Genomic DNA, 21,589 nt, shown 5'->3' on the forward strand with positions numbered 1-21,589 from the left:
TATGGCAGAACAAACAACGGCATATTGGCACCAAAAGCTCAGGGCGCTACAAGTAGCGGTCATCGTCCCAACGTATAACAACGATAAGACACTGGCCGACGTACTGAACCACGTCCGCGCCTACGCCCCCGACATCATCGTCATAAACGATGGTTCGACCGACCATACCGCCGAAATTCTGAAAGACTACCCGGACTTCCAGATCATCACCCACCCCCGCAACAAAGGCAAAGGCACCGCACTCAAGAACGGACTGCGCCTGGCCAGGGAAAAAGGATTCCGCTATGCCATCACCCTCGACTCGGACGGGCAGCACTTCGCTTCGGACATTCCCGTGTTCATCACCGAAATAGAGTCCACCCCCGATGCCCTGTTGGTAGGCGCCCGCAACCTTGAGGCCGAAAACATGCCCGGCAAGAACACCTTCGCCAATAAGTTCTCCAACTTTTGGTACAAACTGGAAACGGGCATTAAGCTACAAGATACCCAGTCCGGCTACCGCCTCTACCCCGTACAACGGATGGGCAACATGAAATACTACACCTCCAAATACGAGTTCGAGTTGGAAGCTATCGTCTTCGCCGCCTGGAAAGGCATCCCGGTGAGGAACATCGGCATCCATGTGTACTATCCCCCCGAAGGCGAACGTGTTTCGCACTTCCGCCCGCTACGCGATTTCACCCGCATCAGCATACTGAACACCTTCCTGGTACTCATTGCCTTCCTATGGATATGGCCCCGGAACTTCTTCCGCCAGTTTACGTGGAGCAATATCAAGAAGTTCTTCAACGAGCATATCCTGCACTCCAAAGAGTCCAACAGCAAAATGACACTCGCCGTTATGCTGGGGGTATTTATGGGCATTGTACCGATCTGGGGCTATCAGATGCTGGTTACATTGGTCCTCTCGCGCTTACTCAAACTAAACACGGTAATCGCTATTGTAGCCGCCAACATCAGCATTCCGCCTATGATACCATTCATCCTCTATGGCAGTTATCTAACCGGGTGCCTGGTATTAGGAAGGCCAACCACACTAAACTTCACCGACGTCTCTTTTGATAATATCCGCACCGTACTGGAACAGTATTTAATCGGTAGCGTCTTGTTTGCAGCGATATGCAGTGTAGTTATCGGACTCATTTTCGGCGGAATACTCGCTATTTGCAGGAAAGGGCACACATCATGACAAAGCTGTTTATCCAACTCTACGAATTCTTCCAACGGCATAAGTTACTGCTTTATTCATCGCTGGTCATCTGGGTTGCCGTCATGGCATACTTCGCCCTCCAAATCCGTTTTGAGGAGAACGTATCCCGGTTCCTTCCCGATACCAAGAGTGCGGAAGTGGCCGGCAAGGTGTTCGAGAATCTGAAGATTAAGGATAAGATCATTGTGATGTTCTCGGCTAATGATATCCACCCCCTACCCCCGCCAGCGGGGGACACGATGCCGAATAGCAACTTAAATACAGATGATGATGCATCGTATCCCAGCGGGACTTCATCGGCATCGTATCCCCCTCTGGAGGGAGCAGGGGGAGGATCTGACCCAAGCAAATACGAAGAACTCGCCCAACAACTAGAACAAATCCTCACCGAACAACTCGGAGATACCTACATCAAAGACATCTTCTACAAAGTAGACGATAACATCATCGGTAATATGCGGGATTTTGTATACAATCATCTCCCCCTCTTCCTGACCGATGCCGACTACCAACGCTTCGATTCCCTCCTACATACGGAATCTATCGAAGCCGCCATGCAGAAAAACTACGGCAACCTGCTCTCTCCTGCCGGAATCGCGCTCAAAGACTTCATCATGCGCGACCCATTAGGCCTGGGAGGAAGTACGCTGAAACACTTACAAGACTTTCAACTGGAATCCAATTACGAAATCGTCAATGGGCATATCTTCTCCACAGACGGCTCCACCTCTTTCATGTTCATCAGTCCGGTGTTCAGCACAGGAAGTACAGGTGATAATGAACGCCTCGTCTATGTACTGGAAGAAGCCATACAAAAGCTAAACAGCGAAAACCCGGAGATCCGGATTTCCTATTTCGGTGGCCCCTCCGTAGCCGTCTACAATGCCCGGCAGATTAAGAAAGACACCATAATCACCACCAACATCGCACTGGTGATTATCATGATCTTCATTTCTATGGTATTCAAGCGTAAAAGAGCCATTCCGCTGATTATCACCCCGGTACTATTCGGAGCACTCTTCGCACTTTGCCTGATCTTCTTCATCAAAGGCACCATATCGGCCATTGCCGTGGGAGCCGGTTCAGTCGTTTTCGGTATTGCCCTGAGCTATTCCATCCATATGCTGGCCCATCAGAATCATGTCAATTCCGTGCAGCAGCTCATTAAAGAAATAGCCTACCCGCTGACCGTCGGCAGCTTTACAACCATCGGTGCATTTGCTGGATTACTGTTCACCAGCTCAGACCTGTTACGCGATTTCGGGCTTTTCGCATCTCTGGTACTTATCGGCACCACCCTGTTCTGCCTCATCTACCTGCCTCATTTCCTGAAAAGTCAGGCACACGTAAAACAAGGCAAGGTGCTTCATTTTATCGAACGCATAAATGCGTATCATTTTGATAAGAACAAGTGGCTGGTAGGTACGCTGGTAATCATTACCATCATATGCTTTTTCGCCTCACAACGTGTAGGCTTCAACGAAAACATGATGGAGCTAAACTACGAGCCTAAGCATTTAAAGCAAGCCGAAAACAAACTGAATGATATGTTCAACCAAACGGAGAAAACCATACTGTTTGTCACCGTAGGCAAAGACATGAATGAGGCAACGGCCAACTACGCGGGGACTAACCGGAAACTGGCCGACCTGAAACAAGAAAACCAAATCAAAGAATACGCCACCGTACAACAGTTCCTTATTCCGCAGGATGAACAGGAAAAACGGCTCCGGAAATGGAATGCGTACTGGACACCGGAAAAGAAAGAACACCTCCGCCAAACGGTGGAAAGTGAAGCCGATAAATACAAATTCCGTAAGCGCTCCTTCGACCCGTTCTTTAATTGGTTGAATACCTCGTTCGAAACATTGGATTACAACTCCAATGAAAACCAAATCAGCAATAAACTGTTGACCGAGTGGCAAACCACGGCCGACTCGCTGACCATGATCGTCAGCCAGGTGCGTTTAAGTGATGATACCAAAGACATGGTGTATCAATCCTTCAACTCCGATCCGAACATTGTCGTCTTCGACCGGGCATACTTTACCAATAAATGGGTATCCGCCGTAAATGATGACTTCTACCTGATTCTTTATATCTCCTCCTTCCTGGTATTCTTTGCCCTATGGATTTCGTATGGGCGGATAGAATTAACACTGATGAGCTTCCTGCCCATGCTAATCAGTTGGGTCATCATTATTGGTATTATGGGACTATTGGGGATACAATTCAATATCGTAAATATCATCCTTTCGACCTTCATCTTTGGTATTGGCGATGATTTCAGCATCTTCATCATGGATGGGTTACAGAGTAAATTCCGTACGGGACAACGAGTATTGAACTCCCATAAAACGGCCATATTCTTTGCAGCTTTCACCATGATTGTAGGAATGGGGGCATTGATATTTGCCAAACATCCGGCACTGCAATCCATCTCTGTTGTATCTATACTTGGCATGGTGGTAGTTGTGCTGGTGTCCTACACCATACAACCCATCTTCTTTAATATCTTTATTGCCAGACCTGCCCAAAAAGGACTTCCGCCTTACACATTATTTGGTATTCTACGGAGTACATTTATGTTCCTGATCTTTACTATCGGCTGCATTGTAATTGGTTTCATTATCTTATTATTGATACCCGTTCCGATGAAGAAGTCCGGCAAAAAGCATTTCGTATGTTATATTATTCATCGTTGCTGCCGGTTGATCGTTGCATCTGGTACATTTGCCAAAAAAGAAAGAATCAACGTTTCAGGAGAAACGTTCGAAAAACCGGGAATCATCATAGCGAACCATCAATCTTTTATCGATATTCTCGTAATCCTGTCCCTTTCGCCTAAGATTATTATGGTGACAAAGAAATGGGTGTGGAAATCGCCTCTCTTCGGATTCATTATTCGTTATGTCGATTTCTACTATACAGGCAATGGTTATGAACTTTCGGTAGACCTTCTCAAGAATAAGATCAAAGAAGGATATTCCATCGCCATCTTCCCCGAAGGTACACGAACATACGATGGGAAAATGAAACGTTTCCATAAAGGCGCATTTTATCTTTCCGAAACGTTGAAGATGGATATTATTCCGGTACTGCTTTATGGAAATCATCGTATCTCGGCAAAAGCACAACCATTTAACTTGCGGAAAAGCATTATTGTTAGCAAGATATTGCCCCGTATCTCCCACAAAGACAGTTCATGGGGAACAACCTACCAGGAGCGCACCAAGCGTATATCCGCTTATATGCGGGCAGAATATAAAGCTTTATGTCTGGAAAAAGACACTCCGGACAATCCTTACTTCTACGAAACATTGGTGCAGAACTATATTTATAAAGGTCCGGTGGAAGAATGGTATATCCGCATCAAAGTGAAAATGGAGAAGAATTACCGCATATTCAACAACCTGATTCCGCGAAGCGGGCAAATTACAGATATCGGTTGTGGTTTTGGTCCGCTATGCTATATGCTGAATCTCCTGTCTGCCGAAAGGAAAGTGCTGGGTATTGACTATGATGAAGATAAAATAGCTGTGGCCAATCATGCCTGGTTGCACAATGATCAGACACAGTTTGTTTGTGCCGATGCCATTACCTATGATTTACCGTCCAGCAATGTGTTTATATTGAGTGATATGTTACATTATATGAATTACGAAAGCCAGGAAACATTATTGAAAAGGTGTATCGAAAGACTTCTGCCCAACGGCATGATCATTGTGAGAGACGGCAACTCTTCGGACGAACATAAGCATCGCCTGACAAAGTTCACGGAATTACTATCAACACAAATCATCGGGTTCAATAAAACTGAACAGAAACTGTGCTTTACTTCCGGAGAACAAATGGAGCAAATAGCAAGCGAATGTGGCATGCAACTGGAAACGATCAAGAACGATAAATATACCTCAAACACGATTTATGTGTTTAGAAAGCAATAAGTGCTATGAATAAATATGATGTAATTATTGTTGGTAGCGGACTTGGAGGGCTGGAATGTGGAGCTATTCTCAGTAAAGAAGGTTTCAACGTCTGTGTACTCGAAAAGAATGAGCTTTTCGGAGGTTGTTTCCAGACGTACACCCGTAGAGGACGGCTTCTGGATACCGGCATTCATTATGTAGGCAGCTTGGGAGAAGGCCAGATTATGAATCAGTATTTCCGGTATTTCGGTATTATGGATAAATTGGATATCCGCCGGTTAGATGAAGCATGCTTTGACCGGATATGCTACAACAATACAACATATGACTTTGCAATGGGGCATGAACGGTTTGTAGATACACTATCCGAACATTTCCCCACCGAACGTGAAAACCTACGCCGATACACTTCCATATTAAAAGACGTTGGCAACCTGATTAATGTAGACAGCCTGAAAAAAGGTTTGTTCACAAACGGCGGATTCCAATACTTTGAAATGTCGGCAGCAAAAACGATAGCTGATATTACGTCCAACCCGACACTTAGAAATGTGTTGGCAGGTTCTTCCTTACTTTACGGGGGAGTCAAAGAAAAGTCGACTTTCTATCATCATGGAATGGTGAATAATTCTTATATCGAAGGAGCTTATCGTTTTGTTAAAGGCAGTATGCAGGTTAGCGATACCCTGATTGAGGTGATTCGTTCCAATGGAGGTACGGTACGCAATAATAGCGAAGTGACACGTATTATCGTGGAAGACGAACAGGCAAAAGGAGTTATCGTCAATGGCGGGGAACGGATAGAAGGCAGATACATAATATCCAACGTACATCCGAAACGTACGTTTGAACTGACAGACAAATCGCGCAGTATCAGAAACGCGTACCTTTCGCGCATCAATTCTTTAGAGAATACATATGGTGTATTTACCCTGTATCTGATTATGAAAAAGGATACATATCCATATATCAACCGGAATACGTATATACATGGAAATAAAAACGTTTGGTATGATAAGACAGAACATATCGGAACGACAAGGAGTTGCATGATCTCCTCACAAACCTCTCTTCTGAACGGAGATTTTGCCGAGGTTATCAGCATACTTACGCCTATGTATATGGATGAACTTCTGGAATGGGAGAATACCACTCCTGAAAAACGAGGCGACGCTTACCGCCGGTTCAAAGAGAAAAAAGCCAATGATATACTTGCTTTCCTTGCAGAACAAGGCATATCATTCGATGGGCAGGTTGAGGCTCAATATACCACTACCCCACTTAGTTATCGCGACTATACGGCCACGGTAGAGGGATCGGCCTACGGTATCATTAAGAATTATAAATATCCACAGGCCGGATTTATTTCGTCCAGAACCAAAATCGGTAATTTGCTCCTGACAGGGCAGAACCTGAATCTACATGGTGCGCTTGGAGTAACCCTAACCTCCATGATTACCTGTGCCGGTTTGGTAGGCGAAGAATATCTGGCTAAAAAGGTAGGAAATGCATAGCGGCAGCGTACCGCAGCGAGAATATATATTAAGGAATGATGATTAAACGATTATTGAAATATACAGGTATTGCTTTATTAGCCATTATCCTGATTTTAACCACATGGGTCTGGTACTTGTATTCCACAGCAGATATGCTCGCCCCCTGCCCCGAGGCGGGGCTACCAAGTTTCCATGCGGGTAGCGAGGCAGTACATCCAAGTTTCCATGCAGAATATAGGCAGTATGGTCCAAATGCTTTAAGGCAAAGCGAGAGTGGATTGTGGGAACTATATGTTGAAGGAGATGCCTTTCAGCGAGGTGAAGCCATAGGGCATTTATCCGAAGATTTGCTTTATTTTCAGGAGAAGGTATTTGTTGATCAAATCCGGGAGATTATACCTTCGGACAGTTATCTGAAGTTTCTCCGGTTCTTTATTATTCTGTTCAATAGAAACCTGGGGGAGAATATCCCGGAAGAATATCGTCAGGAGATTTATGCCATATCCCAATCCTGTACTCATGAATATGACATGATCGGTACTCCATACGAGCGACAATTGAACTACCATGCCGCCCACGATTTAGGACATGCCATGCAGGACTATATGCTTGTAGGATGTAGCTCATTTGCCAGTTGGGGGATGCATAGCGAAGATTCTTCGTTAGTAATAGGTCGTAACTTTGACTTTTATATGGGAGATGATTTCGCCCGCAACAAACAGGTGGCTTTCTATCGCCCATCAACAGGACATAACTTTGTTACTATCGGCTGGGTGGGAATGACGGGCGTACTTTCGGGAATGAATGAACATGGGCTTACGGTAACCATCAATGCCGCAAAATCGACCATGCCAACCTCATCGGCCACTCCTATTTCCGTACTGACGCGCGAGATTCTACAATATGCCCAAACAATTGATGAGGCTTATGAGATAGCCAAAAAGCGGAAAACGTTTGTTGCTGAATCCATACTGATCGGATCGGCCAAAGATGGCAAAGCAGCAATTATTGAAAAATCGCCCGACAACATAGCATTGTTCACCCAGGATGAACAACAACAGCTGATTTGTACCAATCACTACCAATCCGAGGCGTTTGCCCACGAGAAAAACAATAGAGAGAATATTGAAACCTCCGACAGCCCTTACCGTTTTGAACGGTTGGAAGAATTATTGGCGCAAGAGGGAAAAATGAACGAGCAGAAGGCTGCTCATGTTTTGCGCAATTATAAAGGCCGGGATGATGCTGATTTAGGTTTAGCCAATGAAATGGCAATCAACCAGTTCATCGCTCATCATTCCGTTATTTTTAAGCCGGAGCAAAGATTAATCTGGGTATCAACCTCTCCCTGGCAATCTGGTAAGTATGTGGCTTATGACTTAAACAAAATATTCAATGATAGTCTGGATTTCAGCCGTGAACTATATCTGGAAGAACTGACTATACCAGCAGATTCATTCTTGCAGCAACCGGAATACCAGAAACTACTGACTTACAGACAACTAACCCCTTTTATCCGAAAAAAAGGTGCAAAGAAAGAAGCCGTCAGTGAAGATACGTTGCAACTTTACCAAGCATCCAATCCAATGTTTTTTTATACCCATGAGATTCTGGGAGATTACTACCTATCCATCGGGGAAACAGAAAAAGCAAAAGCAGCATGGGAGACAGCGTTCACATTGCCCATTCCTAAAAAAGGAGAAAAAGAACGTATTCAAAAGAAGATCAATAAAAAATAATCCGTATGGAAAAGAACCCACATATACAATACGAGTCGGCAGAAACGATCAAAGCGTTTCAAGAGGAAAAGCTGATCGAACAACTGACCTATCTGCAAACACATTCCGGATTTTACCAAAAGATGTTTGCAGAAAATCACATCAACATTGAAACGATAAGAACGATTGAAGACCTCCGGCAGCTACCTGTAACCACAAAAACCGACCTGCAATTATTCAATGAGCAGTTTATCTGTGTAGATAGAGATCAGATTATTGATTATGTCACCACCTCGGGCACGTTAGGAGATCCGGTTACTTTCGCATTGACCTCCAATGATCTCGATCGGCTATCCTACAACGAATACTTATCTTTTACAACTGCCGGTTGTACCAGACATGATATTCTTCAATTAATGACCACTATCGACCGTCGTTTTATGGCAGGGCTTGCTTACTATCTTGGAGCACGCGAACTGGGAATGGGAATTGCCCGCGTAGGCAACGGAATACCGGAGTTGCAATGGGACACCATCAAACGTATTCACCCAACTTGCGGAATGGTAGTGCCTTCTTTCCTGATTAAACTTATTGAATTTGCCGAGAAGAACCATATAGATCATAACAACTGCTCACTGCGTCGCTGCGTCTGCATTGGCGAATCTCTTAGAAATCAGGACTTCACACTAAACACGTTAGGCAAAAGGATACAGGAAAAATGGCCGGAATTGCAACTTCATTCCACTTATGCCTCAACAGAGATGCAGTCTTCCTTCACCGAATGTACCGGGCTGTGTGGCGGGCATTTACAACCGGAACTGATTATCGTTGAATTTCTGGACGACAACAACCAACCCGTAGCCCCGGGTGAAGCCGGCGAAGTTACCATCACCACTTTGGGAGTGGAAGGCATGCCGCTTCTCCGTTTTAAAACCGGAGATATCTGTCATCATCATATGGAGCAATGCAAATGCGGGCGAAATACGATGCGCCTCAGTCCTGTATTAGGTCGAAAAGGTCAAATGATAAAATATAAAGGAACAACCCTGTACCCTCCTGCCCTGTTCGATATACTGGATAGCATCCCGAAGGTGATAAACTATGTGATCGAAGTATACACTAATGATTTAGGTACGGATGAGATCTTAATCCGCGTGGGTAGCGAAGACCGTAGCGAAACGTTTGCCAAAGAGATAAAAGATTTGTTCCGCTCAAAAGTTCGCGTTGCACCATCCATCAACTTTGAATCGGCAGAATATATCGCAAAGATTCAAATGCCACCCATGAGCCGGAAAACGATTAAGTTCATTGATCTCCGGTAGCAAGGTGCTACCCTCAAGTTTCCATGCGGGTAAATAGATGTCGTATTATTTTTTTTATTAATTTTGCTTGCACACGTATTTATTAACTCTAAAAACTTTAAGTATGAAAAGATTAGTTTTACTCCTGTTTTCATTGATAAGCATCATGGCTTACGGACAAAAAAACGAGTATTCGGATGTTACATTCTATGGCACGGATTTCTCGTTAGTTAAAGTGTATGGAAGCGACAACTCACCTTATCAATTTCAGGAAGCGTTCTATGGAATGAACAGATTATTTCTGAGCGAGCCAAAGAAATATAATGTGCAAAAGATATTGGGAATAAAAGTCAATGCCGTAGACCTGGGTCCGGTTGAAAAACAAAACGATAAGATCGACACGTCCGGGCTTTTAATCAACGGATATGGGGGCTATGAACTAACTACGCAACAAGTTGAACAAGCAATCAAAAATCTGCCAATAGAATCTAAAGAAGGAACAGGGCTTGTCTTGGTTGCTGAGGTACTAAACAAAGCAAGTGCACGAGGTTCCTTCAAAGTTGTATTCTTCGACATTGCCAGCCGCCAGGTATTGGAGATGCTGGACGGTAAAGGTAAAGCTCAAGGATTTGGATTACGTAACTACTGGGCACACGCCATGCTTGATGCCGTAAAGAAAGCGCAATAAGCCCCCCTCAAAGATACGACTGACATAATTCGTACATTAAAAGAGCAAATAGGTACAGTTTCGTTCAAAACATACATTTTGAACTTTCTGACGATACTTTTATCGTTATATTTGCCTGTATGAAACATTCATTAATAACTCTATTCTTGTTGGGCAGCTGCGGTTGGCTTGCTGCCCAACACACTACAAAGACTCCTGCCGTTTACAAACCTGTTCGTACCGATATATATAAAAAAGGCTGGACAGACTTTAACAAGAATGGCATAAAGGATACATACGAAGACCCCACTGCCACTATTGATGCACGGATAGAAGACCTATTGTCCCAAATGTCACTAGATGAGAAAACATGCCAGATGGTGACGTTGTATGGATACAAACGGGTGTTGAAGGACGATCTGCCTACCCCCGAATGGAAACAGCAACTATGGAAAGACGGTATCGGAGCTATCGACGAACACCTGAACGGATTCCTACAATGGGGTGTGCCAGTATCGGACAATAAGAATGTGTGGCCTGCCTCCCGCCATGCGTGGGCGTTGAATGAAGTACAACGATTCTTTATCGAAGAAACACGACTCGGTATTCCCGTCGATTTTACCAACGAAGGCATACGTGGTGTAGAGAGCTACAAAGCCACCAATTTTCCCACTCAACTGGGGCTGGGACATACCTGGAACCGCCAACTGATTCATCAGGTGGGGCGGATTACCGCACTGGAAGCCCGCATGCTGGGATATACCAATGTATATGCTCCCATACTCGATGTCGGTCGCGACCAACGATGGGGCCGCTATGAAGAAGTGTACGGCGAATCGCCTTACCTGGTAGCCGAATTAGGTATCGAAATGGTGCGTGGCATGCAAAAGGATTATATGGTGGCTGCCACAGCCAAACATTTCGTTGCTTATAGCAATAACAAAGGCGGGCGCGAAGGGCTATCACGGGTAGATCCGCAAATGTCGCCCCGAGAAGTCGAAAACATCCATGTATATCCCTGGAAGCGAGTGATAAAGGAAGCTAACTTACTTGGGGTGATGAGTTCCTACAATGATTATGATGGGTTCCCGATTCAAGGTAGTCACTATTGGCTCACCACCCGCCTACGCGGAGAGATGGGATTTCGCGGCTACGTGGTATCTGATAGCGATGCCGTGGAATACCTTTATACCAAGCACGGAACAGCCCGCGACATGAAAGAAGCCGTTCGCCAGAGCGTAGAAGCCGGTTTGAACGTACGCTGCACATTCCGCTCTCCCGATTCGTATGTACTGCCACTGAGAGAGTTAGTGAAAGAAGGTGCCATCAGTGAAGAAACAATCAACGACCGGGTACGCGATATCCTGCGGGTAAAGTTCCTCATCGGTTTGTTCGACCGACCCTATCAGACAGATTTGAAAGGAGCCGACGAGATCGTAGAGAATGCCGCCCATGAAGAAGTAGCATTGCAAGCATCTCGCGAATCGCTTGTTCTTTTGAAGAACAACGAGAATCTATTGCCATTGGATATTACAAACATCCGGAAAATAGCCATTTGCGGTCCGAACGCCGATGAACAATCGTATGCACTGACTCACTACGGTCCTCTGGCTGTGGAAGTTACCACCATACTGGAAGGAATTCAAAAGAAGATCGCGGGAAAAGCCGAAGTACTGTACACCAAGGGGTGCGACCTGGTGGACGCCAATTGGCCGGAGTCGGAACTGATTGATTTTCCATTGACACCAGAAGAAGAAGCTGATATACAGAAAGCCGTCAACCAAGCCCGGCAAGCCGACGTAGCCGTGGTGGTCTTAGGCGGTGGACAACGAACTTGCGGTGAGAACAAATCGCGCAGCAGTCTCGACCTGCCCGGACGTCAACTTGACCTGTTGAAAGCCATTGTAGCCACCGGAAAGCCGGTCGTACTGGTACTTATCAACGGTCGTCCGCTTTCCGTCAACTGGGCAGATAAATTTGTTCCTGCTATACTGGAAGCCTGGTATCCGGGAGCAAAAGGAGGAGAAGCAGTGGCAGATGTCCTTTTCGGAGACTATAACCCCGGCGGGAAACTGACGGTTACTTTTCCAAAAACAGTGGGGCAAATTCCCTTCAACTTCCCCAGCAAACCGAATGCGCAGATTGACGGCGGAAAGAACCCGGGAAAGGAAGGCAATATGTCGCGTGCCAACGGAGCACTATATTCTTTCGGACACGGATTGAGTTATACCACCTTTGAATATAGCGACCTGAAAATATCTCCTAAAATCATGACTCCCCACCAAACGGCATACGCCACTTGCCGGGTGACAAACACGGGGCAGCTAGCAGGAGATGAAGTGGTACAACTTTATGTACGCGATGTGTTGAGTAGCATCACCACCTACGAGAAAAATCTGGCTGGGTTTGAACGCATTCACTTACAACCCGGTAAAACCAGGGAAGTTACTTTCCCCATAGACCGCAAGGCCTTGGAACTACTGAATGCAGACATGCATTGGGTAGTAGAACCGGGAGACTTTGCACTAATGATAGGTTCTTCTTCGACCGATATCCGGCTGAACGGTACGCTAACGGTATTCGACCCGAATCAGCCATTCGCCAGCGAAAACAGTGGGGAACGCACACGTATAAGTGCCAGCACGCGTATGGAAATAGTCGGAAATGCCATTGATAATGACTTGTCCACCTTCTGGGAAGGCAACAAGGGAGATTACATCACTCTCGCCCTACCGGGCAGCGCCAAAGTGGACCGTGTTTCTATAGCTTTCCACCGTGATGGTGGAGCCGGGGCAGATTTTGAAATACAACTCTCCGGCGGAGGGGGACAATTCCTCACCGTATATTCCGGCACCATAACCACATATGACCAACTTTTGAACTTCCATTTCAAGGGAACAACCGCCAGCGATATACGCATCGTGCTGGGCGATGACTGGGTCGGGATATCAGAAGTTAAGCTATTGCAATGACACCTCTAAGAGATATGTCACTTATCCTACAAATAAAACTCCCTTGCAACAACAAGTGCTGCAAGGGAATTAATGGTTAGATTGTTCTATGTCTGAAAAAGACTAGAATTTGAACCCAATCTTTACTGTCGGAGCAGCCAGCAAACTAAAATTATGGCTATCCGCTGACAAGTTACTTAACCCTTCCTGAGGTTTAAGCGTTGTCGTATTGTATGTATAAGTAAAGGGGTCGATTTGACAACCAACATAAAGTCCTTGAACGAGGAAGTAATCTGCACCAATTGTAAATGAGCCACGCAGATTATAGGTTTCTGCAACCGATTTACCCATTGATTCCGGTTCATCGTACTTCACTTGATTTTGTCCGTATGCAAATCCTGCACGAACTCCTGCATACCACATCAGTCCGGAAACAGCTTTTACATCGAAATAACGATCTACACCAGTAAATACATTGAATGCCAAGGAACTTCCATCGCCTACTGCCCGGTAGTTTGGTACAGATCCGTCACCGGCTTCGTCTCCGGTACTCGAATCATATGTACCCTCTTTGGCTGCATAACCTGGGTTATTCGTAAAGTTCAAACCGCCACCTAAATTCAGTTTCCATCTATCTTTGAAGAACCAGCCCGCTTCGAATCCAACCATCATTTTTTTATCTGTCCAGTTGGTAGAAAGGGCGGCCGCTTCATAGTCCGTCAGTAGACCTGACGGAGCTGTGATATTGGCATAACTGTTGTATCCTAACGTAGCTGCTACAGTGAAATCACCTTTTTTCGGAGTATATTGATCTCTGTTATTGTGATTCTGTGCGACAACTGCAAGACACATCATAGGTGCAACGGCTAATATTAAAAGTCTTTTTATATTCATATTACTTTTTATTACCGTTTTTATTAATCAAACTTACTTCAAAGCTGCATCAAGAGCCGCTTTTGCTTTTGCAACAATGATTTTCTTAGCAGCAATCTTAGCTTCAAGAATTGCAATTTCTTCTTCTGCATAAGCAATTGCAGTTTCTTTATCACTTACACTTCTCAAATTAGCAATAGCTTGTTCAGCAGTAGCAATAGCTAATTCAGCAGTAGCAATTTCTTTTGGTAAGTCAGTTGTTCCTGCAAGAATTCCACTTACAGAGTTCTTCAAGTCGTTGATATCGCTAATCTTGTTATAAACTTCATTAAGTGCATCTTCTGCTGCTTCGTATGCTTCAGCCAGTTTCTTCAAATCGGCCAACGCAGTATTGTAAGCTGTTAAATCGGCTCCTGTAAATGTTGCCACTAAAGCATTGAATTCGGCAAGTCTTGCATTAGCATCTTCAAGATCTTGTTTTGCATTTGCCAATTCATTTGCTTGATAACGTTCAAGTTCTGCTTTTGCAGCTTCCATTGCATATCTGTTTCCTTCAGTCTTATCTGCATTATAAGTATCCAAAGCTGCTTTGTATGCATCTTGACGTGCTTCCAAACCAACATAAACTCCGGTAGCAGGAGTAGTGCCTACAGTTGCTGCACCAAGAATCTCTTTATAATAAACTGTATTGCTAGTCAGACTATTTTTAATTGATGTAACACGATTTTGAACCAAAGAGTATTGATCTATAGACTTGTTATCAGTTAAATCATAATCTACATATGTTATAAGACTATATGAATAATCATTGCGCAATGTTTTAACAGCTTCAATTAGCTTAACACTTGAAGTGGAACCATAATATGGAAGTAAATCCTCTCTTGCATCCGAGTAAGCATCATTAGCTTTAGTATAAGCATCATTTTTAACAGCAACTTCTGCATACAAAGGTTTCAGTTCTGCATTATAACCTTCGATTTTTGCCTCCAGCTCTGCTCTATCGTTTGCAGGCAGTGCTTTCAATGCATCAAGTAATGCAGTTTTCTGTGCAATTGTATTATTATGAATAATAGTTTGTTGCTTAACATAAGCTTCTGCCTGAACCAAGTCAGCTTGTAGTCCTTTTAAAGTAGTTTTTTCATTAAGCAATTGACGATTTAAGTCAGAAAGTATACCTGCTTCACGTGCGTAAACGTTATAAAGTTCAGCTATTCTCTCATCTGCTGCATCTAACAATGCTTGTTCAGCTTCTTGTGCTTCCTTTTTAGCTTTAGCTATTGCAGCCTGAGCTTCTGCCTTAGCAGCTTCAATTTCAAGAGCATACATTTCTTTTGCTTTGTCAAGAAGCAGTTTTTGCTGATCAGCCTCTGCTTGCATTGCTTCTGCTTCTGCTCTTTTATATGCAGCTTCAGCTTCTTTGATAGCCTTATCTGCATTAGCATAGATCAACGCAGCTTCTGCCTCAGCATTATACTTTGTGGCAAGAGCTTCTAATTGTTTTGCTTTCGCATTGCGTATTGCTTCTACTGAAGCCGACTCTTTATCGTCTACACAAGCTCCCAAAGACAGGATTCCGGCCAAGGCCGCTACTAACATAATTTTCTTTCTCATAATAACATCAAATTAATTAATAAATAGTTATAAAGTAATTTTAAATCAATAATAAATACACATACTACAATAACAAATACAAGAATTACAACATTACAATGTTACACTTTTACACAATCGAACTTTTTACAATAAAATTACATCAACACTCAAAAACTGATTCAAATTCAACATATTACGAATCCTCACATATACTTTCAGCCTATTACTCCGAGAGAAGTAGGATTTAAGCAAAACGTATATATTTTACTTAAAACGAATAAAGTAACAAACACTTATGGCGAGGAATTCAATTCATATGTTCAATCCAATAATCCACCTTATTAAAAACCACTCTTCAATACACTAAATTCACTGTTTTTCAATATATTAACTCAAATAAATAAAAATGTGGTTATGATATTATAAACATAAAATCACATTTATTTACCAGCAAAGATAAACTATTACTTTTAATCGGCATAAGCATAAAAAGGCTAAAAAAACGAACGGTAAAATTTTAAATATGTACGGTAAACAAACAATATCCGAACGGTCGTTTTTGGGGACTGAACGGAAAAATAAAACAAAACAGACAAATGAAAAGGATTTAGAATTAAAAAGTTTTTATAGACAAAAACAAATATATAAATAGATTCTTTAAGATAATATTTATATATATTTGCAGTGAACAACACTTAATACCAGTATATCGTTTCTGAGAGAGAGAACCACAAACCATCACTTTAACACTTCTATCAAAATCTAATCAAAGAGCAAATTCAATGGAACAAATAAGAAAAAGTAAGATTATAATTCTCGAAACACGAATTGGTATTTACCCCACTCCGGTGAACTCTATTGTAGCAGTTGAGAAAACCCTGCAAAATGGATTGACGATTTATACGCGCGAATATACCTTGACCGAGGTAAACAGTACATTACAGCAAATGAAGAATGTATGTTCTAATAACTTCATTTACCTTAATCGCCAATGCATGATTAACAAGACGGCCATAAGTTATGTTATTCCTAAAAGCAGGGAGATTTATATTAAGATCATGAATAATGATCAGAAGAAGTTTGTATGCAGCCGCAGTAAGTTACGGGAACTGATTAAATGGCTGGAAAGTATTGCAAATGCAGATACTGATTTAATACTACCGGATAGTACTTTAAATTAAAGAGACTATCCCAAAAGGCTATGATTACCGTAGGGGCGGTTCGTGAACCGCCCGATAGCACATTGGAAACTACGTCCTATGGCTGGGCGGTTCACGAACCGCCCCTACGGTAAGAGAGTTCTTTTGGGACAGTCTTTAATTTAAAGTCGTCGGAATGTTATTTTCTAAACGGAGGTTTGACTACCACGACCTTCTGTTTACGTCCGCGGACATCAATATAGATTTCCGTGCCGGGTTTGGTATATCCGGGCTTTACATATCCCATACCTATTCCGATCTTACGTGTTGGAGACATAGTGCCGGATGTTACTACACCGATATTCCCTCCTGCCTCATCTACCAGTTCATAGCCTTGGCGAGGTATTCCACGGTCAATCATTTCAAAGCCAATCAGCTTCCGTGCCGTGCCTTCATTCTTTTGTTTTTCAAGCGCCGGGCGATTAATGAAATCTTTGCCTGCGACGAACTTGGTAATCCATCCCAGGCCGGCTTCAATCGGAGAGGTGGTATCGTTCAGGTCGTTTCCATATAAACAGAATCCCATTTCAAGACGAAGGGTGTCACGAGCTCCCAGGCCAATGGGTTTAATTCCATACTTGGCTCCGGTCTGGAATATAGCATCCCAGATCTGGGTTGCGTGTTCGGGATAGAAGTACAATTCAAATCCTCCCGCACCGGTATAGCCGGTATTGGAGATAATGACTTCTTTCACACCGGCAAATTCTCCAACCTTGAATGTATAGTAGGGTATTTCCGAGAGGTTGATCTGGGTTAGTTCCTGTAATAGTTCAGTAGCTTTTGGGCCTTGTATGGCTAGTTGCGCCATATGATCGGAAGCATTTTCCATTTCAGCGCCGATTGTATTGTGTTTCACACACCAATCCCAGTCTTTCGCGATATTTGAGGCATTGACTACCAGCAGATATTTTTCCGGTTCATATTGATACAATAGGAAGTCATCTACAATTCCGCCATCTTCATTGGGAAAGCAGGTGTATTGTATTTTTCCCGGACTTAATGCTGCCACGTTATTGGATGTTACTTTCTGTAGGAATTCCAGGGCATGTGGTCCTTTTACCCAGAATTCGCCCATATGCGAAACATCAAATACACCGACGGCATTACACACGGTGAGGTGTTCGTCAATGATACCGGAGTATTCAATAGGCATATTATATCCGGCAAATTCGTGCATTTTAGCTCCAAGAGCTATATGCTTCTCAGTAAATGGTGTTTGTTTCATAATTAGTATTTCTTTTTGAAACGCGGATTAACGCAGATTAACACAGATTTTTATTTTTAGCACAGAACAACACAGACCTGCACAGATTTTATTGTTTAGTCTGTGGGAATCTGTGTTAATCTGTGTTTCAATTACTTAGATGCTGCAAGCAGTTCGGCGATCTTAACGATCACCCGGGTTGCCTTCTCCATGCTTTGTATAGGAACGAATTCATATCGTCCATGAAAGTTGAGTCCGCCGGCAAAGATATTGGGGCAAGGCAGTCCTTTAAAAGAAAGTTGCGCACCATCTGTTCCACCGCGAATAGGTTTTACATTGGGTTTAATGCCAACGGCTTCCATTGCGGCGAATGCCAGATCAATAACGTGCATAACCGGTTCTATTTTTTCACGCATATTGTAGTATTGGTCTTTCACTTCGGCCGAAACCGCGTCTTGTCCCAGTTCTTTATTCATCTGATCTACCAGATGTTGGATTTCTTGTTTGCGTGCTTCAAACTTTTCGCGGCTATGGTCGCGGATGATATAACTAATGATTGTTTTTTCCACATCGCCGGTAACGCCTACCAGGTGGTAGAATCCTTCGTATCCTTCGGTATGTTCAGGGGTTTCGTTAGCCGGAAGCAGCGACATAAAACGATTGGCCAGAAGCATGGAGTTAATCATTTTATCTTTTGCATAGCCTGGGTGCACGTTACGGCCTTTGAATGTTATTTTTGCCGAAGCTGCATTGAAGTTTTCATACTCCAACTCTCCTACTTCACTGCCGTCCATGGTATATGCCCATTCACAACCAAATTTCTGTACATCAAACTTGTGTGCTCCTAAACCGATTTCCTCGTCGGGGTTGAATCCGATACGGATTTTACCGTGTTTGATTTCAGGGTGTTGCTTCAGGTAGGCAATAGCAGACATGATTTCGGCAATGCCGGCTTTATCGTCGGCGCCGAGAAGTGTTTTACCGTCGGTTACGATCAGGTCTTCTCCTTTATGTGCCAATAGTTCAGGGAATTGGGCAGGAGAGAGCAGGATGTTTTCTTCGGCACATAGTACGATGTCTTTTCCATCGTAATTTTGTACAATGCGTGGGGTTACATTCTTGCCGCTCATGTCGGGGCTTGTATCCATGTGTGCTATAAAGCCAATGGTAGGGATCTTTTCATCGGTGTTTGCCGGAAGGGTGGCAAAGAGATAAGCATGTTCGTTGAGTGTGATATCTTCCAGACCGAGTTCTTCTAATTCGGTTTTCAGATACTTGGCAAATTCCATCTGACCGGGAGTGCTGGGGGTAACCTCGGTATTCTCGTCAGACTGTGTATCAAAGCTTACGTATTTCAAAAAACGTTTTGTTACGTCCATAGTTAAAAAGTTGAAAGTTGAAAATTAGGTTTACTTATAAGTATACCTAAATTGATTTATAGGCGAAAGGTAGTAATTTGAAAGCTGAAAGTTGAAAATTGAAAGTTAAAGATTCTCAACGGAGTTAACCTTACCGCTTTCTTAACTTTCAATTTTCAACTTTCAATTTTCAACTTAATAACGGCTTGAACCGTCGAAACAATGGGTGCAGACTTTACATTTTGGTAGTCCGATGGCTTCGACCAAGGTTTCGAGTGAATTGAATTTGAGTGTTGTTAGTTTTAATCTTTCTGAGATAACACTTACCATTTTTTGATATTCGGGAGATCCTGTGGTGGCGTATTTATCCAGATTTTTATTTTCATCTCCTTCAAGGTCTTTAATCACCTGGCGGGTGATCAGTTCCATATCTGTTTTAGATGCGGTGAATCCTATGAACGGGCAGCCATATATCAGGGGGGGGCAACCGATACGCATATGAATTTCTTTTGCTCCGTATTCGTAAAGCACTTTCACATTATCTCTGAGTTGTGTTCCGCGTACAATTGAGTCGTCACAGAAAACGATTCTCTTACCTTCCAGCACTGCACGGTTGGGAATTAGTTTCATTTTAGCCACAAGACTACGTAATTCCTGATTGCTTGGTGTGAAACTACGAGGCCATGTCGGAGTATATTTGGTTATGGCACGGCGATAAGGCACTCCTAGTCCCTGGGCATAGCCTAACCCTTGTCCGATGCCGGAATCCGGGATACCGCAAACCAGATCGACGTCGGTGGTATCTTCCTGACCCATTTTATATCCGCTTGTACTCCGCACTTCTTCTACGTTCCGGTCTTCATAGCATGAATTCGGGAAACCGTAGTACACCCAAAGGAAAGAGCAGATTTGCATATCTTCCGTGGGCTTACGCATTTGTTCTATACCATCGGCGCGCAAACGGACAATCTCGCCGGGACCAAGGTAGCGGTCGACTGCGAAATTAAGATTGGGGAAACTGCAAGACTCGCTTGTTGCTGCATACGCTCCATCCTTTTTACCTATTACTATAGGTGTGCGCCCGAGTTTGTCGCGGGCAGCGATAACTCCGTCTTCTGTAAGGATTAGCATAGAGCACGAGCCTTTGATGCTGTTATAAACGTTTTCTATTCCTTCGACAAAGGTTTTTCCCTGGATGATGAGGAGAGCGATAAGCTCTGTTTGGTTGGTGTTGCCGGAACTGAGTTCGGCGAAGTGCATATTTTTGGCGAGTAGTTGTTCCTCTAGTTCATTGAGGTTGGTTATTTTTGCTACGGTGACGATAGCGAAGCGTCCGAGGTGGGAGTTGATTACGATGGGTTGTGCATCCGTGTCGCTGATGATTCCGATTCCTGAGTTTCCACTGAATTTTTCAAGTCCCGGTTCAAATTTGCTTCTGAAATAAGCACTTTCCAGGTTATGTATGGCTCGGGTGAACCCTTTTTCCTGGCTATAAGTAGCCATCCCTCCTCTCTTTGTTCCCAGATGCGAGTTATAATCCGTTCCGTAATATAAATCGGTCACGCAACTCGCCTTCGAGACCGTTCCAAAAAAACCTCCCATTATTCTTTCCTTTTTTTAGTGTGGCACAAAAGTACAAAAAAAGATGCGAGTATCACAAAGACATTTCTTTTTTCTGATTGCCATTTGCCTCTCGCATATCTTTGCGTCAGTAATAATCAGCAAAAAAATAAAAGAAGATGAATAAAGAAGAATCGGCAACCAGCGTGGCCGGGAAATAGCAGATACTGTATTAATGTACTATCGGCACGCTACGAATAAGGAGTTTGTACGCAATAAGTAAACTGTTGGCACGCAAACGTTATAAAGGATGAAGAATAGCGCTGTTTTTCCGGAAGAATAGCGCTGTTCTTCGCGAAAAACAGCGCTATTCTTCATCCTTTATAGAGGTTAAGTAAAAACTTGCCAGCCTTACAGTGCAGTTAAGCGAAGGGTTAAGTGCATACTGGGTAGAAGAAAAAGGCCATCTGAAGTGAATCAGACAGCCTCTTTCCGAGCACAACTTAATCAATCTAATACCTAAAAACTTG

Annotated in this window: 13 protein-coding genes; 8 read left to right on the plus strand and 5 right to left on the minus strand. The window is 43.6% G+C overall.

Annotation, left to right across the window (positions count from 1 at the left end; all coding sequences use genetic code 11):
- The first annotated feature begins 1 nt into the window (after position 1).
- From D0T87_RS03610 to D0T87_RS03640, 7 genes are all read left to right on the plus strand, one after another.
- Positions 2–1,189, plus strand: coding sequence for a DUF2062 domain-containing protein (locus D0T87_RS03610; protein ID WP_163172911.1), 1,188 nt, complete (start codon positions 2–4; stop codon positions 1,187–1,189).
- Positions 1,186–5,157 (plus strand): trifunctional MMPL family transporter/lysophospholipid acyltransferase/class I SAM-dependent methyltransferase, encoded by a 3,972-nt coding sequence (locus D0T87_RS03615; protein ID WP_239063471.1) that lies wholly within the window; start codon positions 1,186–1,188, stop codon positions 5,155–5,157. Before D0T87_RS03610 ends, D0T87_RS03615 begins: the two co-directional genes overlap by 4 nt.
- Positions 5,158–5,162: 5 nt before the next feature.
- Positions 5,163–6,653, plus strand: coding sequence for an NAD(P)/FAD-dependent oxidoreductase (locus tag D0T87_RS03620; protein WP_163172912.1), 1,491 nt, complete (start codon positions 5,163–5,165; stop codon positions 6,651–6,653).
- A 35-nt stretch (positions 6,654–6,688) separates the two neighbouring features.
- A complete protein-coding gene (locus tag D0T87_RS03625) occupies positions 6,689–8,374 on the plus strand; it encodes a C45 family peptidase (protein WP_163172913.1) in 1,686 nt (561 codons plus the stop codon).
- 5 nt (positions 8,375–8,379) lie between these two features.
- Complete coding sequence (locus D0T87_RS03630) at positions 8,380–9,675, plus strand: phenylacetate--CoA ligase family protein (protein WP_163172914.1); 1,296 nt, start codon at positions 8,380–8,382, stop codon at positions 9,673–9,675.
- A gap of 103 nt (positions 9,676–9,778) precedes the next feature.
- A complete protein-coding gene (locus tag D0T87_RS03635) occupies positions 9,779–10,342 on the plus strand; it encodes a hypothetical protein (RefSeq protein ID WP_163172915.1) in 564 nt (187 codons plus the stop codon).
- A 119-nt stretch (positions 10,343–10,461) separates the two neighbouring features.
- A complete protein-coding gene (locus D0T87_RS03640; RefSeq protein WP_163172916.1) occupies positions 10,462–13,293 on the plus strand; it encodes a beta-glucosidase in 2,832 nt (943 codons plus the stop codon).
- A gap of 102 nt (positions 13,294–13,395) precedes the next feature.
- Here the strand turns inward: D0T87_RS03640 and D0T87_RS03645 are convergent, their stop codons facing one another.
- Together D0T87_RS03645 and D0T87_RS03650 are read right to left on the minus strand one after the other, a co-directional pair.
- Positions 13,396–14,166, minus strand: coding sequence for a BT1926 family outer membrane beta-barrel protein (locus D0T87_RS03645; RefSeq protein WP_163172917.1), 771 nt, complete (start codon positions 14,164–14,166; stop codon positions 13,396–13,398).
- Positions 14,167–14,199: 33 nt separating this feature from the next.
- Positions 14,200–15,756: a hypothetical protein gene (locus tag D0T87_RS03650; protein ID WP_163172918.1), complete on the minus strand. Its 1,557-nt coding sequence runs from the start codon at positions 15,754–15,756 to the stop codon at positions 14,200–14,202.
- 764 nt (positions 15,757–16,520) lie between these two features.
- On the opposite strand from D0T87_RS03650, the gene D0T87_RS03655 reads away from it, so the two are divergent.
- Positions 16,521–16,919: a LytTR family DNA-binding domain-containing protein gene (locus tag D0T87_RS03655; RefSeq protein ID WP_163172919.1), complete on the plus strand. Its 399-nt coding sequence runs from the start codon at positions 16,521–16,523 to the stop codon at positions 16,917–16,919.
- A gap of 157 nt (positions 16,920–17,076) precedes the next feature.
- Here D0T87_RS03655 and gcvT read toward each other — a convergent pair whose 3' ends face one another.
- The 3 genes from gcvT to D0T87_RS03670 all read right to left on the minus strand — a co-directional run bounded on the left by gcvT (position 17,077) and on the right by D0T87_RS03670 (position 21,101).
- A complete protein-coding gene (gene gcvT / locus D0T87_RS03660) occupies positions 17,077–18,162 on the minus strand; it encodes a glycine cleavage system aminomethyltransferase GcvT (RefSeq protein WP_163172920.1) in 1,086 nt (361 codons plus the stop codon).
- Between the two features lie 131 nt (positions 18,163–18,293).
- The gene (gene pepT, locus D0T87_RS03665; RefSeq protein WP_163172921.1) at positions 18,294–19,520 is read right to left on the minus strand and encodes a peptidase T; all 1,227 of its coding nucleotides are present in this window, start codon (positions 19,518–19,520) and stop codon (positions 18,294–18,296) included.
- Between the two features lie 174 nt (positions 19,521–19,694).
- Positions 19,695–21,101: an amidophosphoribosyltransferase gene (locus D0T87_RS03670; RefSeq protein WP_163172922.1), complete on the minus strand. Its 1,407-nt coding sequence runs from the start codon at positions 21,099–21,101 to the stop codon at positions 19,695–19,697.
- Between the last annotated feature and the right edge of the window lie 488 nt (positions 21,102–21,589).

Source organism: Bacteroides sp. 51, from assembly GCF_010500965.1.
Lineage (GTDB): Bacteria > Bacteroidota > Bacteroidia > Bacteroidales > Bacteroidaceae > Bacteroides.